The organism is Pseudomonas sp. AC136 (assembly GCF_979258585.1).
This window is the reverse complement of the sequence record NZ_OZ409865.1, coordinates 634,872-651,043: the sequence shown is the minus strand read 5'-3', so window position 1 is coordinate 651,043 and position 16,172 is coordinate 634,872. Positions and strand designations below refer to the sequence as shown.

At 61.7% G+C, this 16,172-nt stretch carries 14 protein-coding genes and 1 pseudogene; 4 read left to right on the top strand and 11 right to left on the bottom strand.

Features of this window, described 5'->3' with window-relative positions:
* Window positions 1–72 precede the first annotated feature (72 nt).
* From ACZZZU_RS02860 to ACZZZU_RS02850, 3 genes are all read right to left on the bottom strand, one after another.
* Window positions 73–501 (bottom strand): nuclear transport factor 2 family protein, encoded by a 429-nt coding sequence (locus ACZZZU_RS02860; protein ID WP_463549674.1) that lies wholly within the window; start codon window positions 499–501, stop codon window positions 73–75.
* Window positions 502–623: 122 nt separating this feature from the next.
* Window positions 624–1,529 carry a LysR family transcriptional regulator gene (locus ACZZZU_RS02855; protein WP_463549673.1) on the bottom strand — a complete coding sequence of 302 codons (906 nt, stop codon included), beginning with the start codon at window positions 1,527–1,529 and terminating at the stop codon, window positions 624–626.
* 88 nt (window positions 1,530–1,617) lie between these two features.
* Complete coding sequence (locus ACZZZU_RS02850) at window positions 1,618–3,495, bottom strand: pyruvate kinase (RefSeq protein WP_463549672.1); 1,878 nt, start codon at window positions 3,493–3,495, stop codon at window positions 1,618–1,620.
* A gap of 182 nt (window positions 3,496–3,677) precedes the next feature.
* On the opposite strand from ACZZZU_RS02850, the gene ACZZZU_RS02845 reads away from it, so the two are divergent.
* From ACZZZU_RS02845 to ACZZZU_RS02830, 4 genes and pseudogenes are all read left to right on the top strand, one after another.
* Window positions 3,678–4,097, top strand: coding sequence for an arsenate reductase ArsC (locus tag ACZZZU_RS02845; RefSeq protein ID WP_463549671.1), 420 nt, complete (start codon window positions 3,678–3,680; stop codon window positions 4,095–4,097).
* A gap of 45 nt (window positions 4,098–4,142) precedes the next feature.
* A complete protein-coding gene (locus ACZZZU_RS02840) occupies window positions 4,143–4,907 on the top strand; it encodes a CHAD domain-containing protein (protein ID WP_463549670.1) in 765 nt (254 codons plus the stop codon).
* A 420-nt stretch (window positions 4,908–5,327) separates the two neighbouring features.
* Window positions 5,328–6,413 (top strand): annotated as a pseudogene (locus ACZZZU_RS02835) (cache domain-containing protein); the annotation flags it as partial.
* An 87-nt stretch (window positions 6,414–6,500) separates the two neighbouring features.
* Entirely contained in the window at window positions 6,501–7,268 is a 768-nt protein-coding gene (locus ACZZZU_RS02830; RefSeq protein WP_463536945.1) for a methyl-accepting chemotaxis protein, read from the top strand.
* An 84-nt stretch (window positions 7,269–7,352) separates the two neighbouring features.
* Here ACZZZU_RS02830 and ACZZZU_RS02825 read toward each other — a convergent pair whose 3' ends face one another.
* The 8 genes from ACZZZU_RS02825 to ACZZZU_RS02790 all read right to left on the bottom strand — a co-directional run bounded on the left by ACZZZU_RS02825 (window position 7,353) and on the right by ACZZZU_RS02790 (window position 16,171).
* Window positions 7,353–8,780 carry an aldehyde dehydrogenase family protein gene (locus ACZZZU_RS02825; protein ID WP_463549669.1) on the bottom strand — a complete coding sequence of 476 codons (1,428 nt, stop codon included), beginning with the start codon at window positions 8,778–8,780 and terminating at the stop codon, window positions 7,353–7,355.
* A 27-nt stretch (window positions 8,781–8,807) separates the two neighbouring features.
* Window positions 8,808–10,307: a CoA-acylating methylmalonate-semialdehyde dehydrogenase gene (locus ACZZZU_RS02820; RefSeq protein WP_463549668.1), complete on the bottom strand. Its 1,500-nt coding sequence runs from the start codon at window positions 10,305–10,307 to the stop codon at window positions 8,808–8,810.
* A 51-nt stretch (window positions 10,308–10,358) separates the two neighbouring features.
* A complete protein-coding gene (locus ACZZZU_RS02815; RefSeq protein WP_463549667.1) occupies window positions 10,359–10,718 on the bottom strand; it encodes a RidA family protein in 360 nt (119 codons plus the stop codon).
* A 24-nt stretch (window positions 10,719–10,742) separates the two neighbouring features.
* Complete coding sequence (locus tag ACZZZU_RS02810) at window positions 10,743–11,777, bottom strand: zinc-dependent alcohol dehydrogenase (protein ID WP_122496255.1); 1,035 nt, start codon at window positions 11,775–11,777, stop codon at window positions 10,743–10,745.
* A 101-nt stretch (window positions 11,778–11,878) separates the two neighbouring features.
* Entirely contained in the window at window positions 11,879–12,670 is a 792-nt protein-coding gene (locus ACZZZU_RS02805; protein WP_463549666.1) for an IclR family transcriptional regulator, read from the bottom strand.
* Window positions 12,671–12,723: 53 nt separating this feature from the next.
* On the bottom strand, window positions 12,724–13,893 hold the full coding sequence (locus ACZZZU_RS02800) for an NAD(P)/FAD-dependent oxidoreductase (RefSeq protein WP_463549665.1): 1,170 nt from the start codon (window positions 13,891–13,893) through the stop codon (window positions 12,724–12,726).
* Window positions 13,890–15,359: a 2Fe-2S iron-sulfur cluster-binding protein gene (locus ACZZZU_RS02795; protein WP_463549664.1), complete on the bottom strand. Its 1,470-nt coding sequence runs from the start codon at window positions 15,357–15,359 to the stop codon at window positions 13,890–13,892. The genes ACZZZU_RS02800 and ACZZZU_RS02795 overlap by 4 nt, the downstream gene beginning before the upstream one ends.
* Window positions 15,356–16,171 (bottom strand): ABC transporter permease, encoded by an 816-nt coding sequence (locus ACZZZU_RS02790; protein ID WP_463549663.1) that lies wholly within the window; start codon window positions 16,169–16,171, stop codon window positions 15,356–15,358. Before ACZZZU_RS02790 ends, ACZZZU_RS02795 begins: the two co-directional genes overlap by 4 nt.
* Window position 16,172 lies beyond the last annotated feature (1 nt).

Here is a 16,172-nt window from a genome sequence, read left to right as displayed (position 1 = left end):
AAATTTCTCGCTTTCGGACCTGCTTCGCTTTGGCGGGCTTGCTCACGCTGTCGGGGTTTTGCTTCTTTGTGCTCAGGCTGAAGGGGCGACCATGACCACTGGCGCGTCGAAGGCATAGGCCGCTTTCACCGGGTCGAAATACTCGCGAATGTGGGTGAGTTTGCCGTCGCGAACGCTCACGAATAGTACGTACTCCTGCGAGTAGGTTTTGCCCGTTTGCTTGGCGATGCCTTGAGCGTTTACCTGGGCAGACGCGGTGTGTGCGTCGGTGGACGTTTGAATGCGCAAGTCAAAAAATTTGAAGGACTCGACGGCGCCGACAAACCAGCCGACGTGGTTCAACACCTGATCTTTGCCCACCAGTTTGCTGGGGTGGCCCAGGCTTGGCGCGAACGGCAATTCCCAGACGATGTCGTCGGCTACCAGGGTTTTCCATTGCTCCGGATCGTCTACAAACGTCTCGAAATGGCGTCTCAACACATCGGCTGCGCTAGCACTCATCACGTTCTCTCCAAGCCCTATTCAGGGCGAATGGTTTATCTGAGAACAAAATCTAGCATGGGCTAATCGTCGTAAATACCGGGATAATTTAGAGCGCACTGTTCAACTAAATAGGTAAGTGTTCAGCTCTGCGCGGCCTGTTGCCCGAAGCGCTCAATCAACCAGCGCCCGGCCGGACCAGGCGGCGAATCGGTGCGGTAGATCGCATCAAAGGTATAAATGCCGCTTTTGCCATCGGGTAGATCCAGGCGCACCAGACGGCCCGAGTCCAGGTCGGCTTGAATCATGGGAACCGGCATATTTCCCCAGCCGATGCCTTCTTTGAGCAGCATGTGCTTGGCGCCCAGATCGGCCAGGCGCCAGGTGCGGGTGCTGAGCACGGCGAAGTCTTTGTCGCCGGTGAGTGTCGAGCGGTCGGACAACACCAACTGCACGAACTCGCGAGCAGCGCCGGGCTGTTTGGAGGAGGGCGCCGCCAATGGATGGCTCGGCGCGGCAACGGGTACGAGCTGCACGCTGCCCACGGCGATACGTTCAATGCCATCAAGGCCGATATCCAACGGGCCACTCACGCCAACGCCGGCTTTGCGGTTCAACACCAACTGCGTGACGGCGCCCAGGGCTTCCATATGCAGGTGCAACGTGACCGTTGGAAACACCTCACGGAAGGTTTTCAGCGCGTCGACCACACGTTCTGCCGGCAGCATGACATCCAGCGCCAAATGCACCTCGGCTTCCAGGCCGTGCAGCAAGCCGGACACTTTGGCGCGTAATCCGTTTACGCCGTTGGTGATGGTTCGCGCTTCTGCCAGCACGGTTCTGCCAGCGTCGGTGAGCTGGGGTTTGCGCGTGGTTTTACGGTCGAATAGCGAGACGCCGAGCTGCATTTCCAGATTGGAAATCGTGTAGCTCACCACCGAGGTGGCGCGGTGAAGTTTGCGCGCCGCGCCCGCGAAACTGCCCACTTCGACAACCGTTAAAAACACCTTGAGCTGGTCCAGCGTGGGAGTTCCGGGATCCGAAGCCATTTCTACTATCTCGAACGTTCAGGGAAGAATTGCCCTAGTTTCGCAGATAGCGAGGCGCTGAGTCGCGTGCTTCGAGCCCGGCGCTTCGTCAGCCGTGGAGCATTGCCACGTTTAGTTTTCTGAGCAGGTCGCGCTTCTTGTCCCGGTGGTTTTGCATGCGCTGCAACAGGTCGTCGAGCGTGGCAATGGCCTTGAGAATGTACGGGCCTTTGTTCAGCATCACGCACTCGGCCCGCACGCCCATGGCGGCGTCGGTGATTTCCGCGCGGGTAGGGGCGCCGGTTTTGGCCAGACTCTCAAGCACCTGCGTCGCCCAGATCACCGGAACATGGGCGGCTTCGCACAGGCACAGCATTTCTTCCTGCAACTCGGCCGAGCGCTCGAAGCCGGTTTCCACCGCAAGGTCACCGCGCGCAATCATCACGCCCAATCGAGGGGGGCGCATGCCGGCGAGCAGCAGTTCCGGAAGTTGCTCGAAGCCACGGCGGGTTTCGATTTTCAGCACCACGCCCAGATCCGGCGCGTTCAGGCGTTCAATGTGCTCAAGCAAGGCATGCACATCGGCGACTTGGTTGACGAAAGACAGCTGCACAATGTCGGCGTGTTTGCAGGCGAACGCCAAGGCGTCGAGATCGTCGTCCGAGAGTGCGCCAAGTTTCAGATCGGTATCCGGCAGATTGATGCCTTTGTCGGCTTTCAACTTGGCGCCGTCGGGCGCGTGGTGAATATGAATTTCCAGTTCGCCGTCACGCCGGGCAGTGATTACGCCGCCGATTTTGCCGTCGTCGAACCATATCGGGTCGCCTGGCATGGCCGCTTCCAGTACCGCCGACGAGGTGCAACTGATGCGCGCGGGCGCAAGCGGTTTGCCGTCTGCATCGAACCGCGCGGCGACACCTTCGCCTTCAAGGCCCAACAGCAATACATCGCCTTCATTGACTGTGATGATCTGAGGGCAGGGCGGAACCGCCTGCACCTTGGCGGAGGATTTTCGGCTAGCCGATTCGTCCAACGCCAGCATCATGCCGGGCACGAAATAAGCGGTTTTCTCCAGCTGCGCCGTGCAGCCGGCTTCTTCCACAGCACTGATAACAAGCGCGCGTTTGGCATCGCGGGCGTCGCGAAAGGCCAGGCGGTCGCCCACCTTCAGCCGGCGCAGCCATGGCTCGGGCAACAGCACACTGTTGTCGACCAAACGGGCAGGGTCGCCGGTTAAGAACACCTCGGCGGGTACCTGAACCCGACCAAATGCGTCACGCAGCGGTTTCACTTTCAACACCGCCGGCCCCAGCGCCACGGGGCCGGTGCGCAGTTTCGGGCCCGCCAGGTCCATGGCCACCTGACAGGGCTTGCCGAGCTTTTTGCTGGCTTTGCGCAGGTGTTTGATCATATTCAGCCAAGCCGGCGCATCGTCATGGGCGCAATTGATGCGCTGACAGTTCATGCCAGCGGCCAGCAGGCTTTCGACCAGTTCATAGTCGTCAGCGGCTTCGCTGGGCATGGTCACCATAATGCGCACCGACCGGGCCTGCGGCGCCTCACCAAACAGCGCGGCGCCATGATCCAGCAACGGGTTGGTTTGCAAGGAATTGGCGAGCGGCGACGCTGCACTGGGCGCGCTCGGTTCCTGGCTGGCACCGAGGGTTTTCAACACGTCTATTACACGCTCAACCGAACCCAATGCATCGGCTTCGCAGCGCCCCAGCGACGAGAGACCGAGGGCGGATAATTGCTTTTGCAGCTGGCGGATGTCCTGACGTCTTAGCGCCAGGTAGTGAAGAAGATTGATGGCGCCAGGCAGGTAATCAGGATGAATCGCAGCGAGGTCAACGCGGCTATTGATCGCCTCGCGCATGTCGTCGCGCAGCACCGACAACGCATCGAGCACCTCGGGTAAAGAAACGTCAGCGTTCTCGACATAACGATCAGACGGCATGGGCGAGGGCAGGGGTTCGTTGCGGCTCATAGAGCATCACCATCGTCAGCACGGGTAGGCGTTCACGCTAAAAGCCGCACATGACAGTTTTTCTACCTCCTGCGGCTGCTCGTCCGCTTTGTCGCGCCAAGCGACGTATGGCCGTAAGCACAAGTGTCATACGCAAGCCTTAGGCTCAAGCCTGCCCGCGTATTTCGCCACTGGAGAGACCCATGAGCCAGAAACTACGAGTTCTGTTCGTCTGCATCGCCAACGACGCCCGTTCACCGATGGCTGAAGCGCTGTTACGCCATCTTGAGCACGACCATTTTGAAGCCTACAGCGCCGGCATCGAGCCAACCGAAATCGACCCGCGCGCCTTGGAAACTCTGGAGCACGCCGGCATTTCAACTGAAGGTCTGCGCAGCAAAGCGCTGGAAGAATTTCAGGGTCATGAATTCGATTATTTGATCGATCTTTGCGACAAGTCGTCTAACGAAGAACAGGTGATGCCGCGCTCGGCGCAGGTGTTGGTGTGGAACTTCGTGGACCCAACCACCAGCGACCAGCACGACCCGTTTCGCCATGCGTTTCAGGAACTGAGCGACCGGGTGCGCATGTTTACCTTGGTTAAAAACCGTGACATCGAGTAGCAGCGCAACGCTGCTGGATGCTTTGTTGGCTTTAGGGGGAAGTGCATGTCGTTGGTGAACAACATCGTGGCGCATGTTCTGCAATTGGAAGTGGCACTGTTCAATGCCGTAGCACGCTTGGAAAACAACACCGACAGCGAAGCGCTGCATGACATTCGCACCTCGGTTCGACGCCTGCGCAGCGTATTACGCCCACTGCGCGGAAGCCGAGGCGTTGAGGCATTGGAAGATGCAGCGAAACGCGTGGGCGCATTGACCACACCGATCCGAGACCTTGAAGTGCTGGCCGGTGAGTTGCGCGAACGAGGGTTTGAGGCGCAGGCGCAGGTTCGTGAGCAGCGGCTGGCCGAGCATTACCGCCAGGTGGTGCGCAGCAGCGAGTTGCGTGATCTGTTCGTCGGTCTGGATCTATGGCCACACGCCATACGCGCCGCCGAGCGCGCCGGGGAGCTGGAAAATTGGCCGGCGCAATTACAAAAGCGCCTGCACAAACAGCAGGTCAAATTGCTGAAAGCCCTGAGCAACAGTGGCGACGATCCGCATCGCCTGCGGTTGTTGATCAAACGTAACCGTTATGCCGCCGAGGCGTATCCGAAACAGAGTCCACTGTCGGACGAGTCACGCAAACTGCTCAAAGCTACACAAAGCGGCTTGGGCGCCTGGCACGATCGACATCAGTGGAGCCTAAAAGCCGAGCAGGAATCGGATCTGTTGCGCTTGGAAGACGCATGGCGACGCGAAGGTGCCGCCATGCTCAAAACCACAGAGGCCAAACTGCGTAACTTGCAGGCCAGTCTGAAAAAGGATTGACTGCGAAGACAGCGCGGCTAGGGAACGAGCGCGCTGGAAAAGTCTGTAGTCGCGTTCGCAGATCCGTATAGGCATATTCGTATAATGTATATTATGTTAAATCCGCTATACACATCGAAGCTTAACCAGCCCTTCATTTAACCGCTGCAGCAATTTAGGGTTCGATTTAAGGAAACGCACTTTCAGACGTCCTCTTCTTCCGCTTGGAACACTTCGATCAGCATTGCCCGCCAGGGAGAAGCCAAGCCCGCGCCGGCAGTAGTCGTCGAAAAATCTGCCGTCGATCCCTGATTGTCAGCCTAATCTGGTGGCCTCGCTCACCGTCAGGCTTAAGCACAACAGAAATGTGCCGATAGCCCAATATCGCCTGCACAAGCGGCCTCTAGCCTGAGGTCGTCACTTACCTTGGGGACACCGGCAATGAACATTAAGCAAAAGCTGACCTGGGCCTTCGGCGCCATCGCCAGTGTCCCCATTCTGTTGGTGGCCGCCGTGGTAATTTTCAATCTGCGCTCTCAGGCGCAGGCCGATTTCATCGAAGGCAGCGGGCGCGAAATTCGCCAGATAGACAACGCCATGGACATGTTTTTCCGCGGCATCAGTGAGAACGTCGAGTATGTCGCGTCGCTACCGCTGGTGGCGTCGGCTACCGAGCTGAGCAATTACACCAATAGTGATGCGAGCAACACGCCGCTGACACCTTCCAGTAAAGAACTGGAGGTCGAGTTTGGCCGCTTCGCCAAGGCGCACCCCACTACGGCGTATCTCTCTTACGGGCGTATCGACGGTGGCTATGCCACCTGGCCCGCCGACACGACACTGAGCAAGTACGATCCGCGCGTACGTCCCTGGTACAAAACGGCTGTGGCCAATCCGGGCAAAACGGTGCGCACCGCCGCTTACTACTGGGCCCCGGACGACGCGGTGCTTATTGGTACCGTCCGCACGGTGAACGATGAGCAAGGCGCTCTAGCGGGCGTCGTTGGCCTGGATGTTTCGGTCAAGCAACTGACCGACCTCATTAAGCAGATTCGCCTTGGCGAAACCGGTTACCTCATGCTCGTCGAGGAAAGCGGCAACGTGCTGGTCGATCCGAAAGATGCCAGCCATAACTTCAAGTCCTTGGCCGACCTGGGCGACGGTTATTCGAAACTGGCTGGGGTCAAGGGCTTCGTTCAGGTTGAGCTCAACGGCAAGCACTACATGGCTCATGTCTGGCCCTCCCCTACGCTTGGCTGGAACTTCATCGGGCTTATCGAGAATGACGAAGTCATGGCTAAAGCCAACGCGCTTGCTTGGCAGATCGGCATCATCGTGGCGGTGTTGGCCACCGTGTTCGCGCTGCTGGGCGCGGTGTTCGCCAACGTGATCGTCAACCCGATTCATGGGGTGGCAAGCGGGCTGCAAGATATCGCCCAAGGTGACGGCGATCTCACGCGCAACCTGGCGGTAACTGGCAACGACGAGACGGCGTCGCTGGCGAGGTGGTTCAATCAGTTCCTCGGTGCCATCCGCCAACTGGTGCAACGGATTATCGAGGCCTCCACCGCGTTGCGTCACACCTCTGACGGATCTACGCGGGTGGCGCAAGAAATGAACGATGTTGCCGAGCGCCAGCGAAGTGCTGTCGAGATGGTTTCCACCGCGTTCAATGAAATGGTCGCCACCGCCAACGAAGTCGCTCGTTCGTGCAGCGCCGCCGCCAACTCCGCCGATGACGGTCAGCGCCAAGTGCACACCGGACAAACACAGATTGAAGGCGCTACACAAAGTGTTCAGCGTCTAAGCGAAAACCTCAGGCAGTCGGCTGACTCGCTGAAAGAGCTGGAGCAGGACAGCCACAACATCAACAAAATTCTCGACACCATTCGCTCCATTGCCGAGCAAACCAATCTACTGGCGCTGAACGCTGCCATCGAGGCCGCACGCGCCGGCGAACAAGGTCGAGGCTTTGCAGTGGTTGCCGATGAAGTACGCGCTCTGGCGCAGCGCACTGCGGTGTCTACCGGCGAGATCGACACGCTGCTCGGCGGCTTGGCGCGTCGCACTCAAGAAGTGACCAAGCAAATGCAAAGCAGCTTGGAGATGTCGCGCAATAGCGTGGAAAGAATTGGCGAGGCCAGCGTCAGCTTCGAACACATTCGCGGCGCGGTGGACCACATACGTGACCAGAACACCCAAATCGCCACAGCCGCCGAAGAGCAGCACCACGTCGCCGAAGACATCAACCAACACATCGCACAAATCCAGCATGACGCGTTGCTGGTAGAGAAGCTGGCGCAGTCTGCGCACAGCGACTCGCAAGAATTGGCCGGGCTTTCAGAGCAACTACAAGGCTTGGTTGGACGGTTCAAAGCGTAACTACGGGCCTCGGCCTTAACGGTTGTCGCCACCCCCAAAAATACGTTCGGCCCGTCAACAACCCGGGCCGAACGCATTCATTGCTCAGTTACCCCAGCCAACCACGCCTTTGATTTCCAGAAAGTCTTGAATGCCCCAGCCGGCATATTCACGCCCGTTGCCGGATTGTTTGTAGCCGCCGAACGGGGCGAAGGTGTCCCAGTCCGGGTAGTTGAGGTACACGGAACCAGCGCGCATGCGCCCCGCTACCTTGCGGGCATGTTCGATGTCGCCGGATTGGATATAAGCGGCCAGCCCGTAAACGGTGTCGTTGGCCATTTCGATGGCCTGCTCTTCGGTTTCGTACGGAAGGATCGACAACACCGGGCCGAAGATTTCTTCGCGTGAGATGGTCATCTGCGGTGTGACGTTGCCGAATACGGTTGGTCGCACGTAGTAGCCACTGCTCAGACCTTCGGGTCGGCCCAGGCCGCCGGTTACCAGGGTGGCGCCCTCCTCTATGCCTGCAGAAATCAGGCCCTGAATCTTGTTGAATTGCGCTTCGCTGATCACCGGGCCGAGGGTGGTGGTTTCCTCGTTCGGGCTGCCGGTAACCATGGCTTCAGCGGTGGCTTTGGCAATTTCCAGGGCGCGGGCGTGGTGCGCGGCGGGCACCAACATGCGGGTCGGTGCGTCGCAGCTCTGGCCTGAGTTGGAGAAGCAGCCTTGCACGCCTTTGCTCACGGCTACGTCCAGATCGGCATCGGCAAGCACGATATTGGCCGATTTGCCGCCCAGTTCTTGCGCGACGCGTTTCACCGTATCGGCGGCGGCTTTGGCCACCAGAATGCCGGCTCGGGTTGAGCCGGTGAACGACACCATGTCCACTTTCGGGTGCGCCGTCAGCGGCGCGCCAACATCCGGGCCGTTGCCGTTGACCAGGTTGAAAACGCCAGCAGGAACGCCCGCTTGGTGCAGAATTTCGGCGAAGATAATGCCGGTCAACGGCGCGATTTCACTAGGCTTGAGCACCACGGTGCAACCGGCGGCAATGGCCGGCGCCACCTTGCAGACGATCTGGTTCAGCGGCCAGTTCCACGGGGTTATCAACGCGCATACGCCAATCGCTTCACGCACTACGCGGGTGCTGCCGTGCTGCTCGCTGAATTCAAATTTTTCCAATGCGCTGATGGTGCTTTCCAGGTGCGCGCGACCGCTCCAGATTTGCGCGTCACGGGCAAAGTGCAGCGGTGCGCCCATCTCTTGGCTGACGGCGGTGACCAAGTCTTCGTAGCGCAGGTTGTAGACGCGCAAAATCTCTTTCAGCAGTGCCAGGCGCTGTTCGACGCTGGTGTTCGAAAACGCTGGAAAGGCTTTGGCAGCAGCGTTCACGGCCTTGTCGACGTCGGCGGCGTTGCCCACCGCAATCTTGATAAAGGCCTGTTCGGTGGCCGGATTGATGACGTCGAGCGTCTGGCCGGATTCAGCGGCAACCCACTGGCCGTCGATGTAAAACTGTTGTGCGTTGTTCATGGTGCCCTCGCTTGAGAATTGGCCGACTTAGCTGTTGCTTGGGAAAGCGAACTGCGCCGCTTCGTGACTGGCACGGCGCGGCCAGCGCTGGGTGATGGCTTTCTTGCGGGTGTAGAACCTCACACCGTCAGGACCATACGCATGCAGGTCGCCGAATAGCGAGCGCTTCCAGCCGCCGAAGCTGTGGTAGCTCACGGGCACCGGCAGCGGCACGTTGACGCCGACCATGCCCACCTCGATTTCATCGCAGAACAGCCGCGCTGCTTCCCCGTCGCGGGTAAAGATGCAGGTGCCGTTGCCATATTCGTGATCGTTGATCAATTGCATGGCCTCCTCCAGGCTGCCGACCCTCACCACGCACAGCACCGGGCCGAAGATTTCGTCGGTGTAAATGCTCATGTCGCGGGTCACGCGGTCAAACAAGGTGCCGCCGACGAAGAAGCCGTTTTCATTGCCGGCCACCTGCAAGTCGCGGCCGTCCACCACCAGTTCTGCACCCTGGGCAACGCCGGCATCGATGTAGCCTTTGACTTTGTCGCGCGCGGCGCCGGTAACCAGTGGGCCCATGTCCAGGCCGCAGCTCGTGCCGGCACCGATCTTCAAGGCACGCACTTGCGGCACCAGTTTGGCGATCAGTGCATCGGCAATCTGCTCGCCCACGCACACCGCCACCGACAACGCCATGCAGCGTTCGCCGCAGGAGCCGTAGGCCGCGCCCATCAGTGCGCCGACGGCGTTATCCAGGTCGGCGTCGGGCATCAGCACGGCGTGGTTTTTCGCCCCGCCAAGGGCCTGCACGCGTTTGCCGCGCTTGGTGCCTTCGCTGTAGATGTATTCGGCAATTGGCGTAGAGCCGACAAAGCTCAGGGCTTTCACATCCGGCGACTCAATCAGGCCGTCAACGGCTTCCTTGTCGCCGTGCACCACGCTCATTACGCCTTTGGGCAGCCCGGCTTCGATAAGCAGTTCGGCGATATACAAGGTCGAGCTGGGGTCGCGTTCCGACGGTTTGAGAATGAAGCAATTGCCGCAAACAATGGCGATCGGGTACATCCACAGCGGCACCATGGCCGGGAAGTTGAACGGTGTGATGCCGGCCACCACGCCTACCGGTTGCAGGTCGGTCCAGGCGTCGATATGCGGGCCGACATTGCGGCTGTAGTCACCCTTGAGCAACTGCGGCGCGCCACAGGCGAATTCGACGTTTTCGATGCCGCGTTTCAGTTCGCCCGCCGCATCTTCCAGGGTTTTGCCGTGCTCTTCGCTGATCATCTGGGCGATGGTCGCTTCGTGCTGTTCCAGCAATTGTTTGAAGCGAAACATCACCTGCGCGCGTTTGGCAGGTGGCGTGTTGCGCCAGGCCGGGAAGGCCGCTTTGGCGACGTCGATGGCCTGTTGCAAGGTGGCGCGATCGGCCAGCGCCACCTGGCGAATCACCGCGCCGGTAGAGGGGTTGTAAACGTCGGCGGTGCGGCCGGTGCCGGGCACGCGCGCGCCGTTGATAAGGTGTGGAACAGTGCTGCTCATAACGCTCTCCAGGGCCGCAGCGCTGGGTGCGCCGGGCCTGTCATAAAGGGTTCAGGCCTTGACGGCAGCCTGCAGGGCGATTTCCACCAGAATGTTGTCGGCGGCCATATTGGCCTCCACGGTGGCACGCGCCGGCAGCGCGTCCTGCGGCACCCACTGGCGCCAGACCGCGTTCATCGCGGCGAAGTCCTGCACGGCATGCTTGAGCCAGATTTGTGCGAACAGAATGTGCGACTTGTCAGAGCCGGCCTCGGCCAGCAGCGCATCGATTCGCGCCAGCACCTGGGCGGTTTGCCCGGCCACATCCTGGGTGCGGTCGGCGGGCACCTGGCCGGTGATGTAAACGATGCCGTTGTGCACCAGTGCGTGACTGAGCAGACCGGGGTTGGGTTGCAGACGGGTAATGGTCATGGACGAGGCTCCGTAGTGGATGGGTCAGGAAATTTTCAGCACGGTGCGGCCAACCAGTTGGCCTTTGCGCATGCGGTCGAAGATGTCGTTGATGTCGTCGAGGCGTTCCAGGCTGATCTGCGCTTTCACTTGCCCACGGGCGGCAAACGCGACGGCTTCGTGCAGGTCCTGGCGGGTGCCGATGTTGGAGCCGGTGATGGTCAGCTCCCAGCCGCTGATGCTGGAGATCGAGGCGCGCACGGCGTCGGCGTCGCCGCCGGGCAAGCCGATAAACACCGCTGTGCCGCCTGGGCGCAGCATTTTTACCGACTGTTCGAAGGCTGCATTGGCGGTGGCCGTTACCAGCACTGCATGCACGCCGCCGGGAATTTTGTCCTTGAGGGTTTGCACCGGGTTATCGAGGGCGTTGACCAGCACCTCGGCGCCATAGCTGCGCGCCAGTTCCAGCTTGTCGGCGCCGACGTCGATGGCCGCAACCCGCAGGCCCATGGCGATGGCGTATTGCACGGCCACATGGCCAAGCCCGCCGATGCCCATCACCGCCACCCACTGCCCGGGCCGTGCGCCAGACCGCATCAGGCCACGGTAGGTGGTCACGCCGGCGCACAGGATCGGCGCCAGCGCATACAGGTCGGTGCCTGCCGGAATGCTGGCGACAAAGGCCGCCGGCGCGATCATGTATTCGGCATAGCCGCCCTGCTTGCTGTAGCCGGTCGACTCGCGCCGCGCACAGATGGTTTCCATGCCGCCCAGGCAGAATTCGCAGGTGCCGCAGGCGCTGTACATCCACGGCATGCCGACGGCGGTGCCGATGGCCGGCTCGGTTACCCCAGCGCCGAGGGCGGCAACGTGGCCGGTAATTTCATGGCCAGGAATCAGCGGCAGTGTGGGCAGGTCGGACCAGTCACCGTCCATGGCGTGCAGGTCGCTGTGGCACACGCCACACGCGACGATGCGGATCAGAATCTCGCCGGGGCCGGGTTGCGGAATCGGCACCTGCTCGATGCGCAGCGGCTCGCCAACGGCATGCAAAACGGCGGCTTTCATGGTTTGGCTCATTGCGTTGTCCTCAATGTTCCGCCCGCAGATTCGGGCAATTCGGCGCCTATACCGCGGGCCGGAGCCCGCAGCAGGATTAGCTGTGAAAGGGAGCCTGCGCGTTAGCCCACGGGACGCAAACTGCGCGATGCGCTGGCGATGGTGCGCGCGGCGTTGATCACTTTTGGCGCCAGTTGCTTGCGCGCATCGTCGAGGGTCCAGCGGCTGAACGGCACGGAAATACCCACCGCGCCCAGGGGATAACCATCGGCGTTGACCACCGCAGCCGCCACGCTGATGTCACCGGCGAAATACTCTTCCTGCGCGAAGGCGTAACCCTCGCTGCGCGATTCGGCAACGATGGCGCGCAGTTGCTCCAGGTCGGTCACGGTGGTGGCCGTGTAGCTCTGGCGGTCCGAGGCCTGAAGAATGGCGTCGGCTTCGGCGGCCGGCAGCGCGGCCAGGTAGGCGCGCCCCGCTGCCGTGCAGTACATCGGCAGATGCCGGCCCAGCGGCATATGAATGGAAATCTGCTTGTGGCTGGGAAAGCGCGCCACGTAGAGCATGTCCAGCCCGCACGGTTCGAGCAGGTTGCAGCTTTCTTCCACGTCGCGGTTCAACTCATGCAGGTAGGGATTGGCGCGCTCGATCAGCTCGCTGGTTTGCAAATATCCGGTGCCCAAATCGAGGGATTTGGGCGCCAGGCGAAAGCGCTTGGTCACCGGTTCCTTGTACAGATACCCAAGTGCTTCGAGGGTAAATGCCGAACGCTGCACGGTGCTCTTGTTCAGCCCGGTGGCTTCGGCCAGTTCGACCAGGCTCATGCTCGGGCGCCCGGCGCGAAAGGCAGTCAGCAGTGCCAAGCCTTTCGACAAGGCAGTGATGAACAGTGGCGAGTCTTCCAGAGAGCTCATGGGTTTTATCCTTGTTTTGCCGATAACGGCACATCAATCACGGGGCGTTTCATTTATTCAAAATGGCTCAACACAATGCCCGGCTCCACCACCGGCTGATTGCGTTCAAACCGGTCGACGGCAAAGGGCCGCATGCGCTCGTCTACCTCGCCGCTGACGATCGCTTTGGCCAGCAATTCACCCGCAGCCGGGGCGCCGGCATGGCCGTAGCACCAGCCGGCGCTGATAAACAGGCCCGGCAACTGCTGATGCGCGCCCAGCAGCGGGCCAAAATCTTTGGAGATATGCACCAAGCCGGCCCATTGGCGCAAGATCCGCGCGTGGCCCAGTTGCGGAAACATCTCCAGATACGCCTTGGCAGTGGCCGCCATCACCGGCACATCGGCATTCAGCGTGTGCTGCGCACGCTCCGCCACTTCGGCCCCGCCCACCACTTCGCCGCGCGCAGTCTGGTGCATGTAGCAGAGCCGATCCAGCAGTGCCACGGCCGGCCCAATCAGCGGGCGCATCGGTTCCAGCGCCATCGCTTCCAGGCGCATCGGATAACCATCCAGTGGCACGCCGGCCAGTTGCGCCAAGCGGTTGCTTTCAGCGCCGCCGGCCAGCACCAGGGTGTCGGTGGCGATGCGCTGCTCGCCCACCCTCACCCCGCCAATGCGCCCGGCGCTCTGGTCGATGGCGGTCACTTCAGTGCGGTAAAGAATCTTCACGCCGCGCGCTTCGCAGGCCTGACGATAGGCATACATGGCCGCGTGATGGGGCGCTACGCCGCTGTCCGGCAGGTGCACGGCCGCACTCACACGCTCGTGGGCCAGGGCCGGCAACACCTCGCGCAACCCGGTGGCGGTCAGCAGACTGGAATTGATGCCGCACTCGCGGTGCACCTCCAGCGTGCGGTCGAGCATGGCGGCCGTGCTGCTGCGCTCGCCGACCATGGTGTAGCCGCGCCGCGAGTACATGACGTTCTCGCCAAGGCGCTTCGAAAGGCCCTGCCACAGGTGGCACGAATGGGCGAAAAAGCGCGTCCACTCCGGCGAGCTGAAGGCGCCGCGAATCAGCGTACCGTTGCGCCCTGATGCCCCGCCCTGCCAGTACCCGGCATCCAGCACGAGAATGTCGCGCACGCCCAGCTCAGTGAGGTTGAAGGCCAGCGACAAGCCTTGAATGCCGGCGCCGACGATGATGATCGAGGCCCGGCTTGGCAGTGCGTGAGCGGCCGTCATTGCAGCGGCTCCACACAATCGACCAGCCCCGCCGCCTGCGCCACGCTCAGCGCCCGACGTGGCGGACGCAGCGTCGGCCTTGGCAATGCCGACAACGCCAGGCCACTGCGGGCGCTGACCAGTGCGCGCAGCGAATCCCAGCACGGCTGGCCCTGACAGGGGCCCATGCCGCACGAGGTCAGGCGCTTGATCACTTCCAGGTCAGTAATGCCCTGCTCCACCAGCGCCTGCACCTCATGGCACGACACATCGAAACACGGGCACAGCAACGCGGCATGGCGCGAGGCGGCGGCTACCGGCAACGGCTCATCCGCCAATGCGGCCGAGCCGACGGTACGCAGGCGGCTGTCGCGCACTTCGCGCAGTTGCAGCAAGCCATCGGCGCGACTTTGGAAACTCAGGCTCGCGTCAGCCAACCACGGCCCCGCGTGCACAACGGCATCACAGGCCACACGGTCAGCGAACCGCGCAGCCTTTACGCGATGGCGTCCTTCCACACGGTGCAGCTGCGCTACCGGGCGCACGGCGACCACGTTGACGCCCAGTTCGGTCAGGCGCGCGGCGACGGCGTGTTCATCCCCCGTACCAACCACCACCACGCGCGCACCCGTTGCCACGGCCTGTTCGTGGGCCATAAGCAATGCGGTTCGCGCATCCATTACCCCGGGCAGCCAGATGCCCGGCACCACCGGCGGGCAGGCGCGGCGGCCAGTGGCCAGAATGATCTCGTCGGCTTCCAGCGCCACGGCACCGAGTGTTGCGTCATGCGGGGCGCCAAGCAGCAGTTCGCCCTCGCGGTAGGCGCCAAACACCTCGACGCCAGTCACCAATTGCACGCGTTCATCCAGTTGCGGACCCGGCGTACCGAAACTTTGCGCATAGCGCGCCACGCCATGGCCTCGGGTTACCAGCACCACGCTGCGCCCCGCCGCTGCGGCTCTGTTGGCAGCGCCGCAGCCGGATGGGCCCGCGCCGATTACCAGCACATCGGCACTCAGGCGCCGGGCCATCGGCACCGCTATCTGCCCGATACGCTCAGGCGGTTTCGCCGAACCGGCGAGAAACGCCAGCAGCGCTTCCCAGCGCTGAAACAAGGCGCTGCCGCTGGGCACCAGGTTGGTGTGTTCGAAGCCGCCCTGGATCCAGCTGGCCGGAATCAGGCGCGACAAACGCAGCACATCGAGGGCCGGCGTCGGCCAGCAGTTCTGCATCTCCACCTTGGCACCGGCCGTAACGGGCAGCAGGTCCAGGCGCTCGTTCGGCACGCCATTCACACGCGCCAGAACGCCGGCCACGTAGCTGCCGGAGTAGCCCAGCGGCCGGTGTGATTTGCGCGTCCAGGCCAGGGTGCGAATGCCATTGGCCAGCAGCGCGGTCGCCAGGCTTTCGCCCTGGCGGCCTTGCACGCGGCGGCCGTTCCAGAAGAACTCGAGCACCTGCGGGTTGGCGTGGGCCAGCCGGATCATGCCGCGGCCCTTTTGGCTATGCGCTGGGCCATGATGCTGATGCACAGCATGATGATCGACAGCAGGGTCATCAGCGTGGCGACCACGGCAATCAGCGGATCGATTTCCGAGCGCAGCGAGCTGAACATTTTCTTGGTCAGGGTGGAGCTGTCGCCGCCGCTGATAAACAGCGACACCACCGCTTCATCCAGGGAAATGGCGAAGGCAAACATTGCCGCTGCAATGACCGAAAAACGAATCTGCGGCAGCGTCACGTCGAAGAACGCGCGCAGTCGCGTGGCGCCCAGAATGCAGGCCGCCTGCTCCTGGGTCATGTCGTAACTGCGCAGGCCGGCGCTGACGTTGATCACCACATAGGGCAAGGCCAGCAGCGTATGCGCCAGCACCAGACCGGGAATGGTGTTGTTCAGATCAAAGCGCGCGTAGACGAAGAACAGGCCGATGGCGATAAAAATGGTCGGCACGATCATCGGCGCCATCATCAGACCACGCAGCACGCCGGTTACCCGCGACTGGGTGACGTGCAGCGAATACGCCGCCGCCGTGCCCAGCGTGGTCGCCAGCAACATGGTCAGCGTGGCCGTCAGCAGAGATACACCGGTAGCGCTGCGCCATTCTAGCGAGGCGAAATAGCTGAAGAACGGCTCCACGCTGAACGACTTCGGTGGAAAGCTCAGGTAGCGCGCATCCGACAGCGACATGGGAATCACGATCAGCGTCGGCAACACCAGAAACGCCATGGTCGCCAGTACCAACACGTAGAGCCATGCGCCGGTCACCGCTGCCAGTAGGTTTTGTTTGAGTCGGGCCATG